Annotated in this window: 14 protein-coding genes and 1 pseudogene; 7 read left to right on the plus strand and 8 right to left on the minus strand. The window is 59.4% G+C overall.

Features of this window, described 5'->3' with window-relative positions:
- Positions 1–479: 479 nt before the first annotated feature.
- The 4 genes from GTU76_RS11525 to putP all read right to left on the minus strand — a co-directional run bounded on the left by GTU76_RS11525 (position 480) and on the right by putP (position 5,682).
- A complete protein-coding gene (locus GTU76_RS11525) occupies positions 480–797 on the minus strand; it encodes a hypothetical protein (RefSeq protein ID WP_180698663.1) in 318 nt (105 codons plus the stop codon).
- Between the two features lie 329 nt (positions 798–1,126).
- Positions 1,127–1,840 (minus strand): DUF4123 domain-containing protein, encoded by a 714-nt coding sequence (locus GTU76_RS11530; protein ID WP_180698664.1) that lies wholly within the window; start codon positions 1,838–1,840, stop codon positions 1,127–1,129.
- A complete protein-coding gene (locus tag GTU76_RS11535; protein ID WP_180698665.1) occupies positions 1,830–3,845 on the minus strand; it encodes a type VI secretion system Vgr family protein in 2,016 nt (671 codons plus the stop codon). Before GTU76_RS11535 ends, GTU76_RS11530 begins: the two co-directional genes overlap by 11 nt.
- 352 nt (positions 3,846–4,197) lie before the next feature.
- The gene (putP, locus tag GTU76_RS11540; RefSeq protein WP_175552979.1) at positions 4,198–5,682 is read right to left on the minus strand and encodes a sodium/proline symporter PutP; all 1,485 of its coding nucleotides are present in this window, start codon (positions 5,680–5,682) and stop codon (positions 4,198–4,200) included.
- Between the two features lie 458 nt (positions 5,683–6,140).
- On the opposite strand from putP, the gene putA reads away from it, so the two are divergent.
- The 3 genes from putA (at position 6,141) to GTU76_RS11555 (ending at position 13,048) form a co-directional block, all read left to right on the plus strand.
- Positions 6,141–10,094, plus strand: a complete 3,954-nt coding sequence (gene putA / locus GTU76_RS11545; protein WP_180698666.1) for a trifunctional transcriptional regulator/proline dehydrogenase/L-glutamate gamma-semialdehyde dehydrogenase — start codon at positions 6,141–6,143, stop codon at positions 10,092–10,094.
- 260 nt (positions 10,095–10,354) lie between these two features.
- Entirely contained in the window at positions 10,355–12,157 is a 1,803-nt protein-coding gene (locus GTU76_RS11550; protein WP_180698667.1) for an acyl-CoA dehydrogenase, read from the plus strand.
- Positions 12,158–12,322: 165 nt separating this feature from the next.
- A complete protein-coding gene (locus GTU76_RS11555) occupies positions 12,323–13,048 on the plus strand; it encodes a hypothetical protein (protein WP_016987567.1) in 726 nt (241 codons plus the stop codon).
- Positions 13,049–13,099: 51 nt separating this feature from the next.
- On the opposite strand, the gene GTU76_RS30575 is transcribed toward GTU76_RS11555, so the two are convergent.
- The 4 genes and pseudogenes from GTU76_RS30575 to GTU76_RS11570 all read right to left on the minus strand — a co-directional run bounded on the left by GTU76_RS30575 (position 13,100) and on the right by GTU76_RS11570 (position 15,666).
- Positions 13,100–13,945 (minus strand): methyl-accepting chemotaxis protein, encoded by an 846-nt coding sequence (locus GTU76_RS30575; protein WP_425503638.1) that lies wholly within the window; start codon positions 13,943–13,945, stop codon positions 13,100–13,102.
- 21 nt (positions 13,946–13,966) lie between these two features.
- Positions 13,967–15,037, minus strand: a pseudogene (locus tag GTU76_RS30580) (HAMP domain-containing protein); the annotation flags it as partial.
- Between the two features lie 99 nt (positions 15,038–15,136).
- Positions 15,137–15,439 (minus strand): cell division protein ZapA, encoded by a 303-nt coding sequence (locus GTU76_RS11565; RefSeq protein ID WP_016987569.1) that lies wholly within the window; start codon positions 15,437–15,439, stop codon positions 15,137–15,139.
- Positions 15,436–15,666: a hypothetical protein gene (locus GTU76_RS11570; protein WP_016987570.1), complete on the minus strand. Its 231-nt coding sequence runs from the start codon at positions 15,664–15,666 to the stop codon at positions 15,436–15,438. Before GTU76_RS11570 ends, GTU76_RS11565 begins: the two co-directional genes overlap by 4 nt.
- A 279-nt stretch (positions 15,667–15,945) precedes the next feature.
- On the opposite strand from GTU76_RS11570, the gene GTU76_RS11575 reads away from it, so the two are divergent.
- The 4 genes from GTU76_RS11575 to selO all read left to right on the plus strand — a co-directional run bounded on the left by GTU76_RS11575 (position 15,946) and on the right by selO (position 24,541).
- Positions 15,946–17,571, plus strand: a complete 1,626-nt coding sequence (locus GTU76_RS11575; RefSeq protein WP_175552975.1) for a methyl-accepting chemotaxis protein — start codon at positions 15,946–15,948, stop codon at positions 17,569–17,571.
- 327 nt (positions 17,572–17,898) lie between these two features.
- Positions 17,899–19,641 (plus strand): potassium/proton antiporter, encoded by a 1,743-nt coding sequence (locus GTU76_RS11580; protein WP_016983888.1) that lies wholly within the window; start codon positions 17,899–17,901, stop codon positions 19,639–19,641.
- A 34-nt stretch (positions 19,642–19,675) separates the two neighbouring features.
- Complete coding sequence (gene mscK / locus GTU76_RS11585; RefSeq protein WP_095120692.1) at positions 19,676–23,029, plus strand: mechanosensitive channel MscK; 3,354 nt, start codon at positions 19,676–19,678, stop codon at positions 23,027–23,029.
- 48 nt (positions 23,030–23,077) lie between these two features.
- Positions 23,078–24,541 carry a protein adenylyltransferase SelO gene (gene selO, locus GTU76_RS11590; RefSeq protein WP_180698669.1) on the plus strand — a complete coding sequence of 488 codons (1,464 nt, stop codon included), beginning with the start codon at positions 23,078–23,080 and terminating at the stop codon, positions 24,539–24,541.
- The last annotated feature ends 24 nt before the right edge of the window (positions 24,542–24,565 follow it).

Genomic DNA, 24,565 nt, shown 5'->3' on the forward strand with positions numbered 1-24,565 from the left:
ATCGCCCGAATCGACTTGAACTTGCAGATCGTTACGGCAGGTAAGAAGATCTAAAACCGTCCACCATGTCTCCGAACATGTGTCCACCATGTCTCCGGTACATACACTCCCGGAGGGAGAGGGGACTGACCGAGTGATCTTGCGAGTTACATCGACCTGAAAGATCAGCGTGATCTCAGGCTTGGCCAAGCGAAGATCAGCGGGGAAGTCGCAAGTTGGCGTGCATCCCCCATACACCTCAGCCAGTCCCCCCCGAAACAACAACGCATATCCAAGCTTGGCCAAGCCAAGTTCACCACTGAAGTCGCAAGTCGGCGCACATTACCCAGACACCTCGGTCAGTCCCCCGAAAGAACACCACCATCCAAGCTTGGCCAAGCCAAGTTCACCACTAAAGTCGCAAGTCGGCGCACATCACCCAGACACCTCGGTCAGTCCCCTCTCCCTCTGGGAGAGGGTTAGGGTGAGGGGCTTTGCTTTTAGGGCATGCTGCGCAGGCGCCTGCCGATGACATCGAGCACATCACAGCCGTCGCGCAAAGGAATCACGCAGAGCTGGGCGAAGTCGCTGAGGATGACGGAGTCGCATTCGACCGAGCCGCGCATGCACATGTTTTCCAGCACCTGGATCACGGCGCGCAGGCGATGGTTGGCGGCGTCCATAAGGATGTCGAGGGGCACGTGGGTGTCGATGAACAGGGTCGGCATGTCGCTGCAATTGCCGGTCAGGGCCATGAAGCGGTTATCGGGATGGGGGATGATTTTTTCGTAGGGTGGAGCCGTTCGTATTGTCGTCATTTCTATCTTCCATAGAGTGTAAAAGTGAACTGCCGCATTCCTTCCTACGGGATTGGGTGGCAGCCGTGCACGGGAGTAGGAAACCGACCCATGGAATTCGGCCACGCCGAAGCGTGTCCCGCACACAGCCGCCGCTGACGACATTGCTCACACAAGTTACGTGCCGCAATTCAAACAACAGCGCTGATGCACCATAGGTAGAGGGCTCCTACACCCTGCCACCGCTCTCGCAGTGACAACGAAAAGACTATCCCTGCAACCCACCGCCCACCAGTTCATGAAAACCGCCGCAACTCGAAGGAATCGTCCGAGACCTTCGCCCCGAAAACTCACTCCGACTCTGCCAGCAAAAACGCCAGCAACGCCGATTGCGACGAATCTTCCGACATTGAAACCTGAAAAAACCGCCTGACCTTGCAACGCAAAACCGCCTCGGAAAACGCCTCGAAAAGGGTCGGATGTTCTTCGCTCAACCACTGCAACGCATTGGCCGTTCGAACGTCATTGCCCTGCTGCGCCAGCACCGACTCCGGCACCTGCCACCACGGAAATACCCGTCCCGAAACCTGCGCCCTGCCACCAATTTCCAGCGCCTGACCATTAATCAAACAACGCCCGATCAGCGGAAAAAGTCGCGCCACCTCCACCTCATCAGACTGCAAAATCGGCAACAGAAACCGTCCGTCCCAGAGTCGGAAAAACACCGTTTTGCCGCCCGGCATCAGCACTTGGGTCAGGCTGCGAAAGTGCGCCACCACCTCTTCAAGGCTTGCCGACGATACCGCAAGCCAACCCCAATCCCGCGATTCGGTAGTGGCGACCCAATGCAGAAACTCACTGTCAGCAGCGACAATTCCCACGTAAGGCATCACCGCATCCCACTCGGCATAGATCGTCTCGGCCCAGATCGGACTCGCCATGTCTGGCCAGGCCTCAAGCGGTTTCGCCGCACTGGCATTACTGAACACTGCGAACAATTGCTCGGATGCTTGCAAAGGTTCGCGCGCCAACCATTCGGCAGGCAAAAGAAAATCAGGCTGCACAGAGACCGTCCTTGCAACGTTCACACTCTTCGCAGAATGGCGCGTCACCCTTGAAGCTCATGATTTGTGCAGCCGTCAGCATGGCAGCCGGCGCGGCGGCGAGTTTCTCCGGCAATCCCGGTACAACCGGCGCGGCACTCATCGCCGCCATCGCTGCGCCGCCCACGACAATCGGCACGCTGCTGAAAATGCCACCCGGGCCGATGTTGATCCATTGCCCGCCCGCCTGAATCGTCGCACTCGCGCCGCCGTCGATGACAACTTGCTGACCAGCGCTGACATGGAATTGCCCACTGGCGCTGATCGCCTGATTGCTCACGCGAACATGCCGGTCGCCGATCACGCTCAGATGATCGTCCTGCTTCACTTCGGTCTGTCGCTGGCCGTGGGTGATGCGCTGTTCATCAGCCTTCAACTCATGCCGCGCGGTGCCGGTGACGACGATGCTGCGCTGGTTATCAACCTGCACCTGTTGATCGTTCAATACATGCTGCGTCCAGTTACGCTGGGCGCGCAGATAGATTTCCTCAGCGCCTTTCTTATCCTCGATGCGCAGTTCGTTGTAGCCGCCACCGCCGGGGCTGCTCTGACTGCGGAAAATGCTACGAGTCTTGTCCGCCGGCAGATCCAGCGGAATCGGCGTCGCGGCGTTGGGCAGGCAGCCCACGACCAAAGGTTTGTCGGCGTCGGCATCGATGAAACCGACCAGCACCTCCATGCCGACTCGCGGAATCAACACACTGCCGTAACGGTCATGGGCCCAACCGCTGGCAACGCGCAGCCAACAACTGGAATGCTCGTTCAATTCACCGTCGCGATCCCAGGCCAGTTGCACCTTGACCCGGCCATACTCGTCGCAGTGGATTTCCGTATCTTTCGGCCCGGTTACAACCGCCGGTTGATAGCCGAGCATGCGCGGCTTCTCCGGCCCCAGCGCCGGGCGGAAGAACACGTCCCACGGCGTCGCGAGAAAGGTATTACGGTAACCCTGGAAAGCTTCGCCATCGCTGGTCACCGATTCCTCCAGCACTTGCGGCTGGCGGCCATGGTGTTCAACGGCGGTCAGCAGCCACAGGTCATTCCAGTCGTGGCGCGGATGTTCACTCAGTTGCAGGAAATGTCCGCAAACCAACGCGGATTCATCGCTGATGCCCTCGGCCTGACGGAAATCGGCGACATGTCGCTCAAGTGCCCGCTGAGCGAGATGCTTGCCGGTGTCCCGATCATTGAATTGGCCAGGGAAATGATAGTCCTCCAGCACTGGGCGCTGCTCGCCGTCGATACGGCTTTGCAAATGCAGCCGCGGTTTTTCAAAGTTGTAATCGCGCCGGGTCACCACGCTGGTGCGGGTTTCCACGCGCACGTTGAAACGCTGAATCGCCGGGGCTCCTGCAGACATGCCACTGCCCGGCAGATAAAGGGTCGGCGTGGCCAGTTTTGGAAACACCGTCTGATCATCACCGAACACCAGTACGTGCGCGTCGAGGCTGTGCTGAAAGTGGTAATGAATGCCGACCTCGGCACACAGGCGCTGGATGAACGCCAGATCGCTTTCGGCATACTGCACGCAATACTCACGAACCGGGTATTCGCTGCCTAACCGAAACTCGAAAGCATCCCGAAGGATCGCGTGATCCTTAAGCACCTGCGCAACAATTTGCGGCACGCTCTGATGCTGGAAAATCCGCTGATTGATGCGGTGTCCCAGATACGTCAGACGTGGGACGAGGCTCAGGTGATAGCGCGTCAGACGTTTCCCTGAATCACCCTGCCCGACCTGATAAATCTGACCGTGAACGCCGGAACCGTCCGCATCAAAGCTCAGAAACGCCTGACAGTGCAGCAGGCTCTCAAGATCCAGATCCGGTCGCTCACTGACCATTTCCAGCTCGAAGCGAAAAGGTTCGCTGATGGCTTCCTTGCCCGTGAACTCAAGGACCTTGAGGTCATGCTGGGCGCCTTCGAGGGTCAACGTGAAACGCGGTTGATTGGCAGGCGCGAACATCCGATGTCTCTCTGCAAAATGAAGGGCGGGCGATTCTGCATGAGGGGCAAGGGGTGATGAGTGGGTGACGGGAAAATCAGATTTGCCCTACTTTCATTGCTGAAAACCCCTGCAAAAAGCGGCGCCTTCAACTACAGACAAGTCTCCAAAACCACCGTCGAACCCTGTGGGAGCGAGCCTGCTCGCGAAGACGGAGTGTCAGTCGACATCAACATTGCCTGACACACCGCATTCGCGAGCAGGCTCGCTCCCACATTGGATCTCCACAGGATTCGAGAAATCATGGGCACAAAAAAACGGCCCGTCTCCTGTAGGAAACGGGCCGTTTTCGGGTGAGCCGGAGCTCAGGGCATTACTTGTTCAGGTGGAAATCTTTTTCCGCCGCTTCGAAGCGCTGCACCATGCCAGCAGTCGGCGAACCGAGCTTGCTGACAATGTAGATGGCCAGGCTGGCGAAGATGAAGCCCGGGATGATTTCGTACAGACCCAGCAGTTCGAAATGCTTCCAGACCACCACGGTGATCGCGCCGACCAGGATACCGGCCAGTGCGCCGTCGCGGGTCATGCCTTTCCAGACCACCGAGATCAGCACAACCGGACCGAACGCGGCACCGAAACCGGCCCAAGCGTAGGACACCAGACCCAGTACGCGGTTTTCCGGGTTGGCGGCCAGACCGATCGCGATCAGGGCGACCAGCAGCACCATCGCGCGGCCGACCCACACCAGTTCAACCTGGGAAGCGGATTTACGCAGGAAGGTTTTGTAGAAGTCTTCGGTCAGGGCGCTCGAGCACACCAGCAACTGGCAGCTCAGGGTGCTCATCACCGCAGCCAGGATGGCCGACAGCAGCACACCGGCAATCCAAGGGTTGAAGAGGATTTTCGCCAGTTCGATGAACACGCGCTCGTGGTTCTCGGTCACGGGACCGGCCACTTCCGGGTGCGCCGAGAAGTAAGCGATACCGAAGAAGCCCACGGCCACGGTGCCGCCCAGGCACAGGATCATCCAGGTCATGGAAATGCGACGAGCCTTGGCGATCGACTTCACCGAATCCGCGGCCATGAAACGCGCGAGGATGTGCGGCTGACCGAAGTAGCCCAAACCCCAGCCCATCAGCGAGATGATGCCGATGAAGGTAGTGCCTTTGAGCATGTCGAAGTTGCTTGGATCTTGTGCTTCGATCGCCAGGAACGTGGTGTCGACGCCGCCGGTGGCCAGCAGGACGATGATCGGCGTAAGGATCAGCGCGAAAATCATCAGCGTGGCTTGTACGGTGTCGGTCCAGCTCACGGCCAGGAAGCCACCGATAAAGGTGTAGGCAATTGTCGCCGCAGCACCGGCCCACAGCGCGGTCTCGTAAGACATGCCGAAGGTGCTTTCGAACAGACGGGCACCGGCCACAATGCCGGAAGCGCAGTAAATGGTGAAGAACACCAGAATCACGATCGCCGAAATGATCCGCAGCAGGCCGCTTTTGTCTTCAAAACGGCTGGCGAAGTAGTCCGGCAGGGTCAGGGCATCGCCGTTGTGCTCGGTCTGCACGCGCAGACGGCCGGCAACGAACAGCCAGTTCAGGTAGGCACCGATGATCAGACCGATGGCGATCCAGCTTTCGGACAGACCGGACATGTAGATGGCACCCGGCAGGCCCATCAACAACCAGCCGCTCATGTCGGACGCACCGGCAGACAGCGCGGTGACGACGCTGCCGAGGCTGCGACCACCGAGAATATAGTCAGAAAGGTTGTTGGTGGAGCGATAGGCCATCAAGCCGATCAGCACCATTGCTGCGATGTAGATCACGAACGTGATCAGGGTTGGATTGCTTACGCTCATTGAGTTACGCCCTGGCTTTGTTTTTATGTAGCGGCGGTGGTGAACCGCACGCAAACGACGACGTTTGGCAGACGATCCGGGATCCCGCGCATTTAGGACTGATGTTTCCCCAGGAAAGCCATCAGCCGGTACACCGGGTTATTCCCGGTTGCACCTTGGGCGCGAATGCTATGCAACAAATCAAATAAGGTGCAACCAGTTTCGTGAGAATTAGTTGCACCCAATCGGATTTATCGACGACCACCCCGTTTTTGCTCCCTTTTGTGGCAGTCATGGCCCTTTGCTAGAAGCAAAAGCACCAAGCGGGAGCAGCACTTCCGTACCAGAAAATAATTCCTGACGAGTTGCCTATTATTCCGACAAAAAAAGGGTTGCACCCGGTTGCACCTCTTTCGGCGCACGGCTAATCTTGCCGCCAGCTGATGCCACGCAACTGTGGCAACCATGAGGATAAAAATATGGCTACCACCACCCTTGGGGTCAAACTCGATGACCCGACCCGCGAACGCCTGAAGGCCGCCGCAACCTCGATTGATCGCACACCGCACTGGCTGATCAAGCAGGCAATTTTCAATTACCTGGAGAAACTCGAGGGTGGTGCAACCCTGACTGAGCTGAACGGTTTGACCGCCAAGGACGCCGATGAGGCGGGCGAAGTGCACTCCGATCACGCCCACCAATGCTTCCTCGAATTCGCCGAAAGCATCCTGCCGCAATCCGTTCTGCGCGCTTCGATCACCGCCGCTTACCGTCGCCCTGAGCCGGAAGTGGTGCCGATGCTGATCGAGCAGGCTCGCCTGCCGGTCGCCATGGCTGAAGCCACCAACAAGCTCGCCGCTTCCATCGCGGAAAAACTGCGTAACCAGAAAAGTGCCGGCGGTCGTGCAGGCATTGTTCAGGGCCTGCTGCAGGAATTTTCCCTGTCTTCCCAGGAAGGCGTAGCGCTGATGTGCCTGGCCGAAGCGCTGCTGCGTATCCCGGACAAAGGCACTCGTGATGCACTGATCCGCGACAAGATCAGCACCGGTAACTGGCACCCGCATTTGGGCAACAGCCCTTCGCTGTTCGTCAACGCCGCAACCTGGGGTCTGCTGCTGACCGGCAAACTGGTCTCGACGCACAACGAAGCCGGCCTGACCTCGTCCTTGAGCCGCATCATCGGCAAGAGCGGCGAGCCGATGATCCGCAAGGGCGTCGACATGGCCATGCGCCTGATGGGCGAGCAGTTCGTCACCGGCGAAACCATCGCCGAAGCGCTGGCCAACGCGAGCAAGTTCGAAGCCAAGGGCTTCCGTTATTCCTACGACATGCTCGGTGAAGCGGCGCTGACCGAACACGATGCGCAGAAGTACCTGGCGTCGTACGAACAAGCGATTCACTCGATCGGCAAAGCGTCCCACGGTCGTGGGATTTATGAAGGCCCGGGCATCTCGATCAAATTGTCGGCACTGCACCCGCGTTACAGCCGTGCGCAGTACGAGCGTGTGATGGACGAGCTGTACCCGCGCCTGCTGTCTCTGACCCTGCTGGCCAAGCAATACGACATCGGCCTGAACATCGACGCCGAAGAAGCCGACCGTCTCGAACTGTCGCTGGATCTGCTCGAGCGTCTGTGCTTCGAGCCGCAACTGACCGGCTGGAACGGCATCGGTTTCGTCATTCAGGCTTACCAGAAACGTTGCCCGTACGTGATCGATTACGTGATCGATCTGGCTCGTCGCAGCCGTCATCGCCTGATGATCCGCTTGGTGAAAGGCGCGTACTGGGACAGCGAAATCAAGCGCGCCCAGGTCGAAGGCCTGGAAGGCTATCCGGTCTACACCCGCAAGGTGTACACCGACGTTTCCTACATCGCTTGCGCACGCAAACTGCTGTCGGTGCCGGAAGTCATCTACCCGCAGTTCGCCACGCACAACGCCCACACCCTGTCGGCGATTTACCACATTGCCGGTCAGAACTATTACCCGGGCCAGTACGAATTCCAGTGCCTGCACGGCATGGGCGAACCGCTTTACGAACAAGTTGTTGGCAAAGTTTCCGAAGGCAAGCTGAACCGTCCGTGCCGCGTGTACGCTCCGGTCGGTACCCACGAAACCCTGCTGGCGTACCTCGTACGTCGCTTGCTGGAAAACGGTGCAAACACCTCGTTCGTCAACCGCATCGCCGACCAGTCGATTTCGATTCAGGAACTGGTGGCCGATCCGGTGGCGCAGATCGAGCAGATGGCGACCGTGGAAGGTGGTTTCGGCCTGCCGCACCCGCGCATCCCGCTGCCGCGTGATCTTTACGGTGCTGAGCGCGCCAACTCCAGCGGCATCGACATGGCCAACGAACATCGTCTGGCTTCGCTGTCCTGCGCTTTGCTGGCCACCGCGCACACCGACTGGAAAGCCGCGCCGATGCTCGGTTGCGCCTCCAGCACCGAAGCTCCGGCTCCGGTGCTGAACCCGGCGGATCACCGCGATGTGGTCGGCCATGTTCAGGAAGCCACCGTCGAAGACGTCGACAACGCCATTCAATGCGCGCTGAACGCCGCGCCGATCTGGCAGGCTACCCCGCCGGCCGAACGTGCGGCGATTCTGGAACGTGCCGCCGACTTGATGGAAGGCGAGATCCAGCCGCTGATGGGCCTGTTGGCGCGTGAAGCCGGCAAGACTTTCGCCAACGCCATCGCCGAAGTTCGCGAAGCCATCGACTTCCTGCGTTATTACGCAGTGCAGGCGCGCAACGATTTCAGCAACGACGCCCATCGTCCACTGGGCCCTGTGGTATGCATCAGCCCGTGGAACTTCCCGCTGGCGATCTTCAGCGGTCAAGTCGCTGCGGCATTGGCTGCCGGTAACCCGGTATTGGCCAAGCCTGCCGAGCAAACTCCGCTGGTGGCCGCGCAAGCCGTGCGCTTGCTGCTCGAAGCCGGGATTCCGGAAGGCGTGCTGCAACTGCTGCCGGGTCGCGGTGAAACCGTTGGCGCCGGCCTGGTTGGCGATGAGCGCGTCAAAGGCGTGATGTTCACCGGTTCCACCGAAGTCGCTCGTCTGCTGCAACGTAATATTGCTGGCCGTCTCGACAGCCAGGGCCGTCCGATTCCGCTGATAGCTGAAACCGGTGGCCAGAACGCGATGATCGTCGACTCCTCGGCACTGACCGAACAAGTCGTGATCGACGTGGTGTCCTCGGCCTTCGACAGTGCCGGTCAGCGTTGCTCGGCGCTGCGGGTACTGTGCCTGCAGGAAGATTCCGCCGATCGCGTCATCGAAATGCTCAAAGGTGCCATGGCCGAAAGCCGTCTCGGCAACCCTGAGCGCTTGTCCGTGGACATCGGCCCGGTGATCGACGCCGAAGCCAAGGCTGGCATCGACAAGCACATCCAGGGCATGCGCGACAAAGGTCGCAACGTGTACCAGGTGGCGATTGCCGACACCGAAGAGGTCAAACGCGGCACCTTCGTCATGCCGACCCTGATCGAACTGGAAAGCTTTGACGAGCTGCAACGCGAGATCTTCGGCCCGGTGCTGCACGTGGTGCGCTACAAGCGTAAAGAAATCGATCAACTGATCGCTCAGATCAACGCTTCCGGTTATGGCCTGACACTGGGCGTACACACGCGCATCGACGAGACCATCGCCAAGGTGATCGACAACGTCAACGCCGGTAACGTCTACGTCAACCGCAACATCGTGGGTGCCGTGGTTGGCGTGCAGCCGTTCGGCGGCGAAGGCCTGTCGGGCACAGGCCCGAAAGCCGGTGGCCCGCTGTATCTGTACCGTTTGCTGGCGACCCGTCCTACCGACGCCATCGAACAATCCTTCGCTCGCGGTGATGCTGCCATGGCCCCGGACGTTCGTTTGCGCGACGCCATGAGCAAACCGCTGAACGCCTTGAAAGCCTGGGCTGAAAGCAACAAGTACGCCGACCTGAGCACACTGTGCGTGCAGTACGCTGCGCAATCGCAGAGCGGCATCACTCGCGTTCTGGCCGGCCCGACCGGTGAGAAAAACAGCTACGCCATTCTGCCGCGCGAGCACGTGTTGTGCCTGGCCGAGGTTGAAGGTGATCTGCTGGCGCAACTGGCGGCGGTGCTGGCGGTAGGCGGTTCGGCGGTATGGCCGGAGTCCGACATCAGCAAGGCCTTGTTCGCACGCCTGCCGAAGGAGATTCAGGCGCGGATCAAGCTGGTTTCTGACTGGAACAAGGATGAGGTGGTGTTCGATGCGGTTCTGCATCACGGTCATTCCGACCAGTTGCGCGGCGTTTGCCAGCAGATTGCCAAGCGTGCCGGCGCGATCGTTGGGGTCCAGGGCCTGTCCCAGGGCGAGACCAACATTGCGCTGGAGCGTCTGGTGATTGAACGAGCGTTGAGCGTTAACACCGCTGCGGCGGGTGGTAATGCCAGCCTGATGACCATCGGCTAAACCGCTGTAACTCCAGGCGACCGCAACGGTCGCCTGGATTGCAATTCCCCTTTGGGAGCGAGCCTGCTCGCGAAGACGGAGTGTCAGTCGACATCAATGTTGCCTGAACCACCGCTTTCGCGAGCAGGCTCGCTCCCACAGTTGTTTTGGGGTGTTTGTTAAGTTGGTGCTCGGCTCTAACATCACCGCGATCAATCATCCTGTTCAGCGTTTATCAGCACGCCTAGACTCGGCCCAACCCCAATTTCAGGTAGGCCGCCATGTCCGAGACGCTGCTCAGTTCCCGCAATCTGGCTTTCGAGCTGTATGAAGTCCTCGATGCCGAGGGCCTGACCCGGCGTGAGCGCTTTGCCGAGCACAACCGCGAGACCTTCGACGCCGCCATCGGCACCGCGCGCAACATCGCCGAGAAATACTTTGCACCACACAACCGCAAGGGCGACGAGAACGAACCGCGCTACGAAGACGGTCAGGCGATTCTGATTCCTGAAGTGAAACCAGCGGTGGATGCCTTCCTTGAGGCAGGATTCCTCAACGCTGCGAGAAGTTTCGACGCCGGTGGCATGCAACTGCCTACATTGCTGTCGCAAGCCTGTTTCGCGCATTTCCAGTCGGCCAACGCGGCTTCGACGTCCTACCCGTTCCTGACCATGGGCGCGGCGAATCTGATTGAGAGCTTTGGCACCGACGAGCAGAAACAGCGCTTTCTGCAGCCGATGATCGACGGGCGTTTCTTCGGCACGATGGCGCTGACCGAGCCGCATGCCGGTTCATCGCTGTCGGATATTCGTACACGCGCCGAGCCGGCGTCCGACGGCACTTATCGCCTGAAGGGCAACAAGATCTTCATTTCCGGCGGCGATCACCCGCTCTCGGAAAACATCGTGCACATGGTCCTGGCCAAACTGCCGGACGCACCGGCGGGCGTTAAAGGCATTTCGCTGTTTATCGTGCCGAAGGTTCTGGTCAACGATGATGGCAGTCTCGGCCAGCGCAATGACGTACTGCTGGCCGGGCTGTTCCACAAGATGGGCTGGCGCGGCACCACCTCCACGGCGCTGAACTTCGGCGATAACGGGGAATGCGTCGGCTATCTGGTGGGCGAGGCGCATCGCGGTCTGAGCTACATGTTTCAGATGATGAACGAAGCACGGATCGGCGTCGGCATGGGTGCGGTGATGCTTGGATACGCCGGTTATTTGTATTCGCTGGAGTATGCCCGCGAACGTCCACAAGGGCGGGTGCCGGACAGCAAGGATCCGACGACTGCACCGGTGGCGATCATTCAACACGCGGATGTCAGACGCATGTTGCTGACGCAGAAGTCCTACGTCGAAGGGGCCTTTGACCTCGGTTTGTACGCCGCGCGACTGTTCGATGACACTACGACGCTGGGGACCGAAGCCGAGCGTAAACAGGCGCATGAATTGCTGGATCTGCTGACGCCGATCGTCAAATCCTGGCCGTCGGAGTTCTGCCTGAAGGCCAACGAACTGGCGATCCAGATTCTCGGCGGCCATGGCTACACCCGCGAATACCCGGTGGAGCAGTACTACCGCGATAACCGCTTGAACCCGATCCACGAAGGCACCCACGGCATTCAATCGCTGGACTTGCTCGGGCGTAAATTGGCGCAGAACGGCGGCGCGGGGCTCAAGCAACTGATTCGTCTGATCGCCACCACCGCTGAACGCGCTACAGCGTACGAATCGCTGACCGCACTGCGTGAACCCCTGGAGAAACTGGTGGCGCGCCTGCAAACGGTGACCATCGGCCTGCTGACCGATCTGGCACAGGGCAAGGTCAACAGCAGCCTGGCGAATTCGGCGTTGTACCTGAAGGTGTTCGGGCACACGGTGATTGGCTGGCGCTGGCTGGAGCAGGCGATTCGTGCCGAAGAAGGGTTGGCGCAGGGGAATGTGGCGGATGCCGACTTCTATAAGGGCAAGTTGCAGGCCGCGCGGTATTTCCTGACGTGGGAAGTGCCGGGTTGCCACCATGAACTGGCGTTGCTGGAGGCGCGGGATGATACGTGCCTGGCGATGCAGGATGCGTGGTTCTGATCAAGCCGTTGAGTTACCCACTCACACTTAAAACATTTGCACACCTGTCAGGTTTTACAGGTGTGCAAATCAGGATCTGGCGATAGTCTGTTTTCGCCTGACATGTAGTTTGCCCGGCAAGTATGGATTTGAAGTACACCTTCCACTCCGAGCGAGTCAGACATCATGAGCAGCAAAACAATCGAAGAACGATTCATCAAGCTTCCGGGGGTTGTGACCGAGGACTACTGCATTCTCGCCTCCACCTCAGCCACGTCTCTGCGCAGCGGTACGATCTGGACGAACAAGGATTCAACCGTATCCACTGTCATCAGCAAAAATCATCAACGATTATCGGATGAGCAAAGCCTGATCAGCATCGTATTGGCTCCAGGCGATAACGAGCCGGGTACTGCAACTACCGCAACGGCAATGTTTGAAGTGACTTCTGTGGACGATCACTATTTATCGACACATCGCGTCACCTACAAGGACTTCACCCACATGCAAGACAATCAATGGAATGCTACGGTGTACGGCACTCCATTGCTTAATGACACGCCAGAATCGTTAATCGACCCCTATGTCATGCTCAACGAATATCAGTTTTTCATGGCCGCCAGAGTCAATGACAACGTGAAAGATGAGGGCAGCCAAGAGCGCATCAGCAAAAAAATCTACACCAGGCTAGCCAACGATCTTTACAGCAATGAAATTGTGACCCCTTACAAGACCTATACCAACTCCAAGGCTTTCAACAACGACGACATGTTCAGAACATTGGCGTCAGACGATCTCTACGTTGATGAGTCAGCAGAGTGGCGGGTCAAGGAGAAACAGATTTACTACTTGCTTACCTTGGGCGGAATTGACTTTTACGGTAGAGAACTCCGCCTGATCAAAGCTGAGTAGTAATTCGCCCGACGCGCCTCAGCCGGCGCGTCGAACTGAAAAAACCAACGCTCAATTCAATCGAAAACCACCCATCTGCCGCGCCAGATCATCCGCCAGTTTCTGCAGCATCTGGCAGTCTTCACGACAGGCCCGAACCTCCCCCGCCGTCGCCCGCGCCAGATCAGAAATGCCCTGCACATTGCGGTTGATCTCTTCCGTCACCGCCGACTGCTCTTCGGTCGCCGTCGCCACCTGATGGTTCATGTCACTGATGCGCTCGACCTGCCCGGTAATCGCCGTCAACGACGCCCCGGTACGCTGGCTCGACTCAACCCCGGTGCCGGTTGCTGCTTGCCCGGTGCGCATCGACGACACGGCGTTTTCCGCGCCTTGTTTGAGGCTGCCGATCATCTGCTGGATTTCATCGGTGGAGGCCTGCGTGCGTCGTGCCAGGGTGCGCACTTCATCCGCCACCACGGCAAACCCGCGCCCCATATCCCCGGCCCGCGCCGCTTCGATGGCGGCATTAAGTGCCAGCAGGTTGGTCTGCTCGGACACGCCACGAATCACCGCCAGCACCGAATCAATCGACGCGACTTGATGCGCCAGCTCACCGACCGCACCCGCCGCTACGCCAATCTCATCCGACATGCTTTCAATATGCTTGATCGAGCCGCCGACCACTTCGCGCGCCTGCATCGCTTCATCCCGCGCGGTCTGCGAGGCCAGTGCCGCGTTGCCAGCGTTCTGCGCAATTTCCTGCACGGTCAGGCCCATCTCGTGAACCGCCGTCGCAACCATGTCGGTCATTTCCTGCTGACGACCAGAACGCTCAGCGGTGTTCTCCACCACCTTCGCCACTTGCCCCACAGCCGTACGCAGACGCTCGCTGGTGGTCAGTACTTCGCCGATCATCCCGCGCTGGCTGTCGAGGAAACGATTGAAGCCGCGAGCGAGGTCGCCCAACTCATCGGCACGGCTGGAATCTAACCGGTGGGTCAAATCTCCACCACCGCTACCGATTGCTACCAGCGCCGCTGTTACCTGGCGGATCGGCCGCACCAGCCCTTGCGCCAGCCACACCACCAAAGCGAGGCACACCAGCGCCACGGCCAGACCGATACCGCCGCTCATCCACATCGCTTTTCGGGCTTCGGCATAGATCTGCGACTGTGGCACTTCGGCCACCAGGGTCCATCCCAAATCACGTAAAGGCAGGCTGAAGGCGAGGAAGTCTTCGCCATCCCTCTGGAAGCTGCTGCTGATCGCCGTTTTCTGGCCCATGACGGCTTGAGCAGCGGAGGCGCCAATCTGCTCCGCCAGGGTGCGCTTACCGCTGAATTGCGCCTCGGGATGCACTTGAATCAAACCATCGGAACGCACGAGATAGACCTTGCCGCGCTCGCCAAAACTGAAGTTGTGAATCAGCTCAGACAGCTCCTTCATGCTCAAACCAAGCCCGGCTACGCCGACCACTTTGCCGGCCTGCTCGACCTTCAAATCGATGAACAGCGCCAGTTCTCCGGTCGCCCCGTCGTTGTCGATATTAAGGGTGCGCGGCTGATTGCTGTCGAGGAAGGAATAGAACCACGCGTCAGCCGGTTTGGAACGACTGAGGGTGCGGTCCAGACCTTTTTCGGTGATGTAGTGATTGGATTCGGTGCCGATGATCAAAGCGGTAAAGGCTTTATGTTCGGCGCGGATGCCTTCCAGATACTGCGCGAAGCCCGCTGTTTTGCTGCTGTCTTCGCCCGAGGCGAGCCAGTCGCGGACCATCGTGTTGCTGGCAATATCCTTGGCCGCCGTCAGCGGTTGCACGAGGATGCGTTCGATATCATTGCGCGTCGCTTCAATGCTCGACGGCAGTGCTTGTTCGACCAGATAGCTCTGGGCGAGGCGGTTGACCACCAGGGTATAAATGCCAACCACGATCAGGATGCTGACCAGCAGGGCCGTGCCCATGCTGAGAATCAGCTGCCATTGAATACTGCGTCGCCACAACTGCATGGAGCACCCCCAAAGAATAAGTGGCCGAAACAATGCAACAGCCGTGCCGATTGTATACAACCCAGTCGACAATCTATTCTTTGGTTGTGCCCAGCTTCATCAACCCTGGTTGATGGTCTTGGCGATAGTGTCGACCGTGGCGCTGACTTGCTCTTGGTAACGGTCGAGTTCTTCCTGGTGTTGCTTCTTCATTTCGATCTGCTGCGAGCACAGATTCATCGCCGCCAGCACCAGCAAGCGGTCACCGATCAATGTCGGGTATTTGCGCTTGGTGTCATCCAGCGCAGCCTTGAGCATCATGGCCGCGTCCAGCAGGGTCTGTTCTTCCCCGGCCGGTGCCTTGATCGAATAGTCCTCCCCGAGAATGGAGACGACTTTTACCCCTGCTGTGTGGTGGTTCATGCGCTGACAGGACCGGCGTTGACGCGATCAACCAGTGCCTGAATGCGTGCAGCGGTGGCGCCGTGCTTCTCTTCCTGCTCCATCAGGTTCAGTTGCAGGCTTTCGTTTTCATCCTTGGCCTGGGCCAGTTCCGTGGACAGGGTCTGGTTGGTTTGCGCAAGGCTCTGGTTCTGTTGCACCAGGTCGCTGACGAGCTGTTCCAATTGGCTGAGGGATGCTTCCAACATTTTGATCTTCCAAGCGTTTTTCAAAGGGCGCGTACGATAAAGAAAAGTCACCACGGATGCCAGGGTTAAACCGGCGCAAGGCCTTGATTTTCCTGGTGGCGGACCGTTCCTGCGAGCTTTAAAGACTGTGATCTGTCGATCTGGTTCCTGCACTTCGTCGCCCAAGCCCTTCTGCGACAAATACGCACAGTGCCTCAAGACTTTAGTCGTATGACCGATAAGTCATCCATACAGCAGTCTCAGCCCGCATGGAAGCGGCCCTCTCTTGGTATCCGCCCCATGTCCCTTCGCAATATGAATATCGCCCCACGGGCGTTTACCGGCTTCGCCCTGATCGGCGGCCTGATGCTGATTCTCGGTGTGTTCGCGCTGAATCAGATGAGCAAAATCCGCGCAGCAGGCGAAGACATCGCCACCGCCAGCGTGCCTTCGATCAAGGCCCTCGACGAATTCACCCAACTGACCCTGCGCCTGCGCGTTTTGTCGTATCGGTTGCTGATCAATCGTGAACCGGACGTTCAACAAAAGACTGTCGAGCTGTTCGCGCTGCGCAACAAGCAGATCGCCGACGCCCAGCGCGCCTACGAACCGTTGATCGACGGCCCGCAAGAACGTGCGGCTTACGATCAATACGTGCAGTTGCTCGCGCAGTACCGCCAGCTTGAAGACCGGATGAAAACCCTGTCGCGCAACAATCAGATCGATGAACTGCGGCAGATGCTCAACTCGGACTTGCTGAGCAACTCGGAAGCGGTGAACACCGCCCTGGCGCGGCTGTTGGAGATCAACACCCAGCAAATCGCCGACACGGATAAAGGCGCAAGCGAGCAGTTTTCGATGTCTTTCAACCTTGTGGTCACGTTGTTGGTGATCGCCACTGGCCTGACGTTCCTCTTCGCCTGGCTGCTGACCGTGAGCATTACCAAGCCGATCTCCAAAGCATTGGAAGCTGCGGAAACCATCGCCGAAGGCAACCTGACCCAGCCGATCCACGTTGACGGTGAAGACGAGGCAGGCCGTCTGCTCGCGGCCATGGCCAAGATGCAATCGAAGCTGCGTGACACCCTGCAGCGTATTTCCGGCTCGGCGACTCAGTTGGCTTCGGCGGCTGAAGAACTGAACAGCGTCACCGACGAAAGCGCCCGTGGCCTGACTCAGCAGAACAACGAAATCGAACAGGCGGCCACCGCCGTCAACGAGATGACCAGCGCTGTGGAAGAAGTCGCACGTAACGCCGTGAGTACTTCGGAAGCGTCGAAAAACGCCACCACCTCCGCCGGCGACGGTCGGGACCTGGTGCAAGAAACCGTGAGCGCCATCGAACGCATGAGCGCCGATGTGCAGAGCACTGCGTCGTTGATCGGTGATCTGGCCAATGAATCCCGTGACATCGGCAAGGTGCTGGATGTGATTCGTGGCCTGGCTGATCAAACCAACCTGCTGGCGCTGAACGCGGCAATTGAAGCAGCGCGTGCCGGTGAGGCCGGTCGTGGTTTTGCGGTAGTGGCCGATGAAGTACGTGCCCTCGCGCACCGCACACAGCAGTCGACCAGCGAAATCGAGCGGATGATCGGCAGCATTCAGAGCGGTACCGAACACGCCGTGGATTCGATGCGCAACAGCACCGAGCGCGCCGAGTCGACCCTGAACATCGCCCGTGGTGCCGGCATGTCGCTGGACACCATCAACACCGCCATCGTCGAGATCAACGAGCGCAATCTGGTGATCGCCAGCGCCGCCGAAGAACAGGCGCAAGTGGCGCGGGAAGTGGATCGCAACCTGGTGAACATCCGCGACCTGTCAGTGCAATCGGCGACTGGGGCGAATCAGACGAGTGCGGCGAGCAATGAACTGTCGCGGTTGGCGCTGGATCTGAACAACATGGTTGGGCGGTTTAGCCTGTAATTCTGTAGATCAAGATCAAGATCAAAAGCGCCCTCACCCCAGCCCTCTCCCAGAGGGAGAGGGGGAAAGGGAGCAGATCGGGGGTCTTTCAGATTTTCAGTTCGGCGCGATATTTCAGGTCGATGTACCTCGCCCAAACACCTCAATCAGTCCCCTCTCCCTCCGGGAGAGGGCTAGGGTGAGGGCAGCAATCGCCCGCCGAACACAAAACCTGATGCCACACTGAAAAACCTTTTTGACAGCATCACATTTCAACAGGTTAGAATCGCTGGCACGCAGACTGCATGGTCAGTTTGTGCCCGTCTTTACGCTTCTGGAGTACTGCCTTTGAATGCGACGACCATCAACAGCCTGTTCTTGATCGGCGCGTTGCTGGTAGGCGCAAGCATTCTTGTCAGTTCGCTTTCTTCCCGTCTCGGCATTCCGATTCTGGTCATTATTCTTGCGGTCGGCATGGCCGCCGGGGTCGATGGCGGCGGGATCATTTTCGATAACTACCCGACGGCCTATCTGGTCGGCAACCTTGCGCTGGCGGTGATCCTCCTTGACGGTGGTTTGCGCACGCGGGTGTCGAGTTTCCGCGTGGCGTTATGGCCAGCGCTATCGCTGGCCACGGTTGGTGTGTTGATTACCACCGGGCTGACCGGCATGGCTGCCGCGTGGCTGTTCGACCTCAATCTGATTCAAGGTCTGTTGATCGGCGCCATCGTTGGCTCAACCGACGCCGCGGCGGTGTTCTCGCTGCTCGGCGGCAAAGGCCTGAACGAACGGGTCACCGCCAGCCTGGAAATCGAATCCGGCAGCAACGACCCGATGGCGGTGTTTCTCACTGTAACCCTGATCGACATGCTCGCCAGCGGCCAGACCGGCCTGCACTGGAGTCTGCTGACGCACCTGATCCGCGAGTTCGGCATCGGCGGCGTGATCGGCCTCGGCGGCGGCTGGCTGATGTTGCAACTGGTCAATCGCATAAACCTTGCTGCCGGGCTGTATCCGATTCTGGTGATTGCCGGCGGTCTGGTGGTGTTCGCCCTGACCAACGCCTTGCACGGCAGCGGCTTCCTCGCCGTTTATCTGTGCGGTCTGGTCATCGGTAACCGCCCGGTGCGCAGTCGCCACGGCATTCTGCACATGCTCGACGGCATGGCATGGCTGGCGCAGATCGGCATGTTCCTGGTGCTGGGTTTGCTGGTAACGCCGCATGATTTGCTGCCGATCGCCCTGCCCGCTCTCGGTCTGGCACTGTGGATGATTCTGTTTGCGCGGCCGCTGTCGGTGATGGTCGGCCTGCTGCCGTTCAAGGCCTTCCATGGCCGCGAAAAAGCCTTTATTTCCTGGGTAGGCCTGCGCGGTGCGGTACCGATCATTCTTGCGGTATTCCCGCTGATGGCCGGGCTGCCAAATGCACAGCTGTACTTCAATCTCGCGTTCTTTATCGTGCTGGTGTCGCTGCTGGTGCAGGGCACGAGCCTGCCGTGGGTGGCCAAGCTATTGAAAGTGACGGTGCCGCCAGAACCCGCACCGATTTCCCGGGCGGCTCTGGAAGTCCACGTCACCAGCGAGTGGGAGCTGTTCGTTTACAAGCTCGGCGCGGAGAAATGGTGCATCGGTTCGCCCCTGCGTGAGCTGAAAATGCCTGAAGGCACGCGCATCGCGGCACTGTTTCGTGGTCAGCAACTGCTCCATCCGTCGGGTAGTACGGTGCTGGAAGTCGATGATTTACTGTGTGTCATCGGCCATGAACACAACCTCGGCGCCCTCGGAAAACTGTTCAGCCAGGCGCCGCAACGTGGCCTCGATCTGCGTTTCTTCGGCGATTTCGTACTCGAAGGAGATGCCCAGCTTAAAGCGGTTGCAGCGCTCTATGGTCTGCCGGCCGAGGGCATCGATCCGGACATGACCCTGGGTGCCTTCATCGCGCAGAAAGTCGGTGGTGCCCCCATCGTCGGTGACCAGGTGGAGTGGAACAACACCCACTGGACGGTTGCGGTCATGGACGGGAACAAGATCGGCAAAGTGGGCGTCAGATTCCCCGAAGGAAGTCGCCCGGGTCCCGGACTCTTCCTCTAAACTGCGTCCACTCTCACTTGCTTGACCGGTCTCTATGCCTACCCTGCGCTCCTTTTTCGCCGCGGCCCTGCTGGGCCTGAGTCTTACTGTCGGCCCGCTGTACGCCGCCGAACCGCCGTCCAGCGACGCCGTGCAGGCCAGTCTCGACAAACTCGCCGACAGCAAACTGCCGGATGCCGATAAAAAGGCCCTGCAAACCACCTTGCAGAGCACGCTGACTCAGCTGAACAATCAGCGTGATTACGCACAAAAGCTGATCGACCTCAAACAGCAGCTGGCCACGGCGCCGAAGCAGACGATCGAAAACACTCGCGAACTGACGCGCCTCAAGGCCACGGCGATAGTGCCGGTGGCGCAGCGTTTTCCCAAGGAGTCGATCCAACAGCTGGAGCAGATCCTGACGGATCGCTCGACCCAGCAAAGCGATCTGCAGAAAGCGCTGGCCGACGCCAACAGTCTGATCATCACTGCCCAGACCCGTCCCGAGCGCGCCCAAGCGGAAATTTCCGCCAGCCAGACGCGCATCCAGCAGATCAACAACATCCTCAAGTCCGGCAAGGACGCCGGCAAGACTGTCAGCAACGAGCAACGCGATCAGCTGAACGCGGAGCTGGCAGCACTGAACGCGCTGATCCCTCTGCGCCGTCAGGAGTTGGCCGGCAACAGCCAGTTGCAGGATCTGGGCAACGCCCAGCATGATCTTCTCTCGGAGAAATCCGATCGACTCGACCGCGAGATTCAGGAACTGCAGACGCTGATCAATCAGAAGCGTCTGGCGCAGTCGCAGGAAACCGTCACCCAGCAATCGATTGAGGCGCAGAAGGCCGGCAGCAGCAGCTTGCTCGCCACTGAGAGTTCAGCCAACCTCAAGCTTTCGGACTATCTGCTCAAAAGCACCGACCGCCTCAACGAAGTCACCCAGCAGAACCTGCAGACCAAGCAGCAACTCGACACCCTGACCCAGAGCGATGCCGCCCTCGATGAGCAGATCAACGTGCTCAAGGGCAGCCTGCTGCTGTCGAAGATTCTCTACAAACAGAAGCAAGCTCTGCCACGACTCAAGGTCGATCGTGATCTGGCGGATCAGATCGCCGACATTCGCCTGTATCAGTTCGACGTCAGCCAGCAGCGTGAACTGTTGAGCAATCCGGCGTCCTATGTCGACACCCTGCTGGCCACTCAGCCGCCGGAACAAGTCACCCCGCAGTTGCGCAAAAGCCTGCTGGATCTGGCCAACACACGCGTTGATCTGCTGGAGCGCCTGAACCGCGAACTGAGCTCGATGCTCAACGAATCGATCACCCTGCAACTCAACCAGAAACAACTGCTGAGCACCGCGCAGAGCCTGCGTGCGACCCTCGATGAGCAAATGTTCTGGATTCCCAGCAACAAGCCGCTGGATCTGGAGTGGATGCGGGGTGTACCGGAGCGCCTGAAACGTCAGGTCGACACACTGCCGTGGGCCTCCAGCCTGAGCGAGCTGACCGACGGCCTGACCCAGCGCCCCTTGCTGTTTCTGCCTCTGGCATTGCTGATCGGCGCACTGCTGTGGCGCCGCAAAAGTCTCTACGGTCGCCTGAACAAGGTTCACCAGGACATCGGCCATTTCAAGCGCGACAGCCAGTGGCACACACCGCAGGCCATCCTGATCAATATTCTGCTGGCGATGCCGGTGGCGCTGGGCCTCGCCTTGTGCGGGCTGGCCTTGCAGATCGACGCGCGCGGCCAGAACGCCAACATGGGCGCAGCGCTCCTGCAGATGGGTCAGGCGTGGCTGGTGTTCTACACCGCCTATCGAATCCTCGCGCCCGGCGGTGTGGCCGAATTGCACTTTCGCTGGGAAAAACCCCAGGTCGAATTCCTTCAGGGCTGGGTACGCCGGCTCGGGCTGGTGGTCATGGCGCTGGTGGCCGTGGTGGCGGTCGCCGAATTGCAACCGGCGGCGCTCGCCGACGATGTACTCGGCATGCCAGTGGTGCTGACCTGCTACGCGTTGATGGCCTGGCTGCTCAGCCGCTTGCTGATCAGCAGCCCGGCCCACGAAAACGCCTCGCTGTTCCGCAAGGCCGTCGGGGTGATGTTCACCCTGCTGCCGATCGCGCTGTTTGTCGCGGTATGTTTCGGCTACTACTACACCGCGCTGAAACTCAGCGACCGACTGATCAACACCCTCTACCTGCTGATGTTCTGGCTGGTGATCGAAGCGACTTTCGTCCGTGGCCTGAGCGTTGCCGCGCGACGTCTGGCCTACCAGCGCGCCCTGGCTAAACGTCAGGCAGCGAAAGAGGCTGGCGACGGCGAAGCGGTGATCGAAGAGCCGACCCTGGACATCGAAAAGGTCAACGAACAGTCCTTGCGCCTGATCCGTCTGGCCCTGCTCGGCGGCTTCATCGCCGCGCTGTACTGGGTCTGGTCGGACCTGATTTCGGTGTTCTCGTACCTCGACAACATCACCCTCTACGAATACACCAGCGGCACCGGCGCCAACATGAGCATGGTGCCAATCAGCATCGGCGACATGCTCGGCGCGCTGATCATCATCGGCATCACCTTCGCCCTCGCGCGCAACTTGCCGGGTCTGCTTGAAGTGTTCGTGTTGTCCAAGCTGAATCTGGCGCAGGGCAGTGCCTACGCGACCACCACGTTGCTGTCGTACGTGATCGCCGGTGTCGGCTTCGTCTCGACCCTGTCGACCCTCGGCGTCAGCTGGGACAAGTTGCAATGGCTGGTGGCGGCGTTGTCGGTCGGTCTCGGTTTCGGCATGCAGGAGATCTTTGCCAACTTCATCTCCGGCATCATGATTCTGTTCGAACGCCCGGTACGGATCGGTGACACCATTACCATCGGCAACCTTTCGGGCACGGTGAGCAAGATCCGCATCCGCGCCACGACCATCACCGACTTCGATCGCAAGGACATCATTGTCCCGAACAAGACCTTCATCACCGGGCAATTGATCAACTGGTCGCTGACCGACACCATCACCCGCGTCACGCTGAAACTGGGTGTGGATTACGGTTCGGATCTGGATCTGGTCAAGGAACTGCTGCTCAAGGCTGCCCGCGAGAACCCGCGCGTACTCAAGGAACCCGAGCCGCACGTGTACTTCCTCAATTTCGGCGAAAGCACCCTCGACCACGAATTGCGCATGCACGTGCGCGACCTCGGTGACCGTAACCCGGTGCTCGATGAGGTCAACCGCTTCATCAACCGCGAGTTCAAGAAGCAGCACATCAACATCTCGTTCCGCCAGATGGAGGTTTACCTGAAGAACCTCCACGGTCAGGAATACAAGATGGTGCCGATCGAACCGGAAACGAAAACCATCGTGCCGATCGCCGACGATCAGAAACCACTGCAAGAGCCGCCGCCGGCCAAACTCGACTAACCGGTCTATTCCCAGCAGAATGCTCGGACATTCTGCTGGAGCCGGCCCTTGAAAGCCCTCGACGAACTGACCTTCGACAATCGCTTCGCCCGCCTGGGCGACGCGTTCTCCGCCCACGTGCTGCCCGAGCCGATCGACAATCCGCGTCTGGTCGTGGCGAGCCCGGCGGCGCTGGCCTTGCTCGATCTCGATCCGGCGACGGCTGAATCCGAGGAATTTGCCGAATTGTTTGGCGGCCACAAGCTGTGGGCCGATGCCGAACCGCGCGCGATGGTGTATTCCGGGCATCAGTTCGGTGGCTACACACCGCAATTGGGCGATGGCCGGGGTTTGCTGCTGGGTGAGGTGTACAACGCGGCCGGCGAGCACTGGGACTTGCACCTCAAGGGCGCCGGGCAAACACCGTTCTCGCGCATGGGTGACGGCCGTGCGGTACTCCGTTCGTCGATCCGTGAGTTTCTTGCTTCCGAGGCGCTCTACGCGCTGAACATCCCTTCGTCGCGCGCGGCGTGCGTGATCGGCTCCGACACCCCGGTCTGGCGCGAAAAGCAGGAGCGCGCGGCGATGGTGCTGCGTCTGGCGCCGAGCCACATCCGCTTCGGTCACTTCGAATATTTCTACTACGCTAAACGCCCCGAGCAGCAAAAGCAGCTCGGCGAGCACGTGCTGGCGATGCATTTCCCCGAATGTCTGGAACAGCCGGAACCGTATCTGGCGATGTTCCGCGAAATCGTCGAACGCAACGCCGAACTGATCGCCAAGTGGCAGGCCTACGGCTTTTGCCACGGTGTGATGAACACCGACAACATGTCGATCCTTGGCATCACCTTCGACTTCGGCCCGTTCGCCTTCCTCGATGACTTCGACGCCAACTTCATCTGTAACCACTCGGATGATCAGGGCCGTTACTCGTTCAGCAATCAGGTGCCGGTCGGCCAGTGGAACCTCAGCGCGCTGGCGCAGGCACTGACGCCGTTCATCAGCGTCGAAGCCCTGCGCGAAACTCTCGGCTTGTACCTGCCATTGTTCCAGGCGCACTACCTCGACTTGATGCGCCGCCGCCTCGGCTTCACCACGGCCGAGGACGATGACCAGAAGCTGCTTGAAGACCTGCTGCAACTGATGCAGAACAGCGGCGTCGATTACACCCTGTTCTTCCGCCGACTTGGCGAAGAATCAGCCGAGCAGGCCGTCGCCCGTTTGCGCGACGATTTCGTCGACATCAAAGGCTTCGACGCTTGGGGCGAACGCTACGTCGCCCGGGTTGCCCGCGGTGGTGACACCGATCAGGAACAGCGTCGCATCCGCATGCACGCGGTCAATCCGCTGTACATCCTGCGCAATTACCTGGCGCAAAAAGCCATCGATGCGGCTGAGCAAGGGGATTACTCAGAAGTACGCCGGCTGCACGCGGTGTTGAGCAAACCGTTTGAGGAGCAGCCGGGAATGGAGGCTTATGCCGAGCGGCCGCCGGAGTGGGGCAAGCATTTGGAGATCAGTTGTTCTTCCTGAGTGCCAACGCCTCATCTTGATAAA

Source organism: Pseudomonas crudilactis, assembly GCF_013433315.1.
Classification (GTDB): Bacteria; Pseudomonadota; Gammaproteobacteria; order Pseudomonadales; family Pseudomonadaceae; genus Aquipseudomonas; species Aquipseudomonas crudilactis.

Excerpts from the sequence above, each read along its gene's own strand:
- putP (WP_175552979.1), bottom strand. The coding sequence starts at position 5,682 with ATGAGCGTAAGCAATCCAACCCTGATCACGTTCGTGATCTACATCGCA.
- GTU76_RS11565 (WP_016987569.1), bottom strand. The coding sequence starts at position 15,439 with ATGAACCACCACACAGCAGGGGTAAAAGTCGTCTCCATTCTCGGGGAG.
- GTU76_RS11555 (WP_016987567.1), top strand. The coding sequence starts at position 12,323 with ATGAGCAGCAAAACAATCGAAGAACGATTCATCAAGCTTCCGGGGGTT.
- GTU76_RS11550 (WP_180698667.1), top strand. The coding sequence starts at position 10,355 with ATGTCCGAGACGCTGCTCAGTTCCCGCAATCTGGCTTTCGAGCTGTAT.
- GTU76_RS11570 (WP_016987570.1), bottom strand. The coding sequence starts at position 15,666 with ATGTTGGAAGCATCCCTCAGCCAATTGGAACAGCTCGTCAGCGACCTG.
- GTU76_RS30575 (WP_425503638.1), bottom strand. The coding sequence starts at position 13,945 with ATGATCGGCGAAGTACTGACCACCAGCGAGCGTCTGCGTACGGCTGTG.
- GTU76_RS11525 (WP_180698663.1), bottom strand. The coding sequence starts at position 797 with ATGACGACAATACGAACGGCTCCACCCTACGAAAAAATCATCCCCCAT.
- mscK (WP_095120692.1), top strand. The coding sequence starts at position 19,676 with ATGCCTACCCTGCGCTCCTTTTTCGCCGCGGCCCTGCTGGGCCTGAGT.
- putA (WP_180698666.1), top strand. The coding sequence starts at position 6,141 with ATGGCTACCACCACCCTTGGGGTCAAACTCGATGACCCGACCCGCGAA.
- GTU76_RS11575 (WP_175552975.1), top strand. The coding sequence starts at position 15,946 with ATGTCCCTTCGCAATATGAATATCGCCCCACGGGCGTTTACCGGCTTC.
- GTU76_RS11535 (WP_180698665.1), bottom strand. The coding sequence starts at position 3,845 with ATGTTCGCGCCTGCCAATCAACCGCGTTTCACGTTGACCCTCGAAGGC.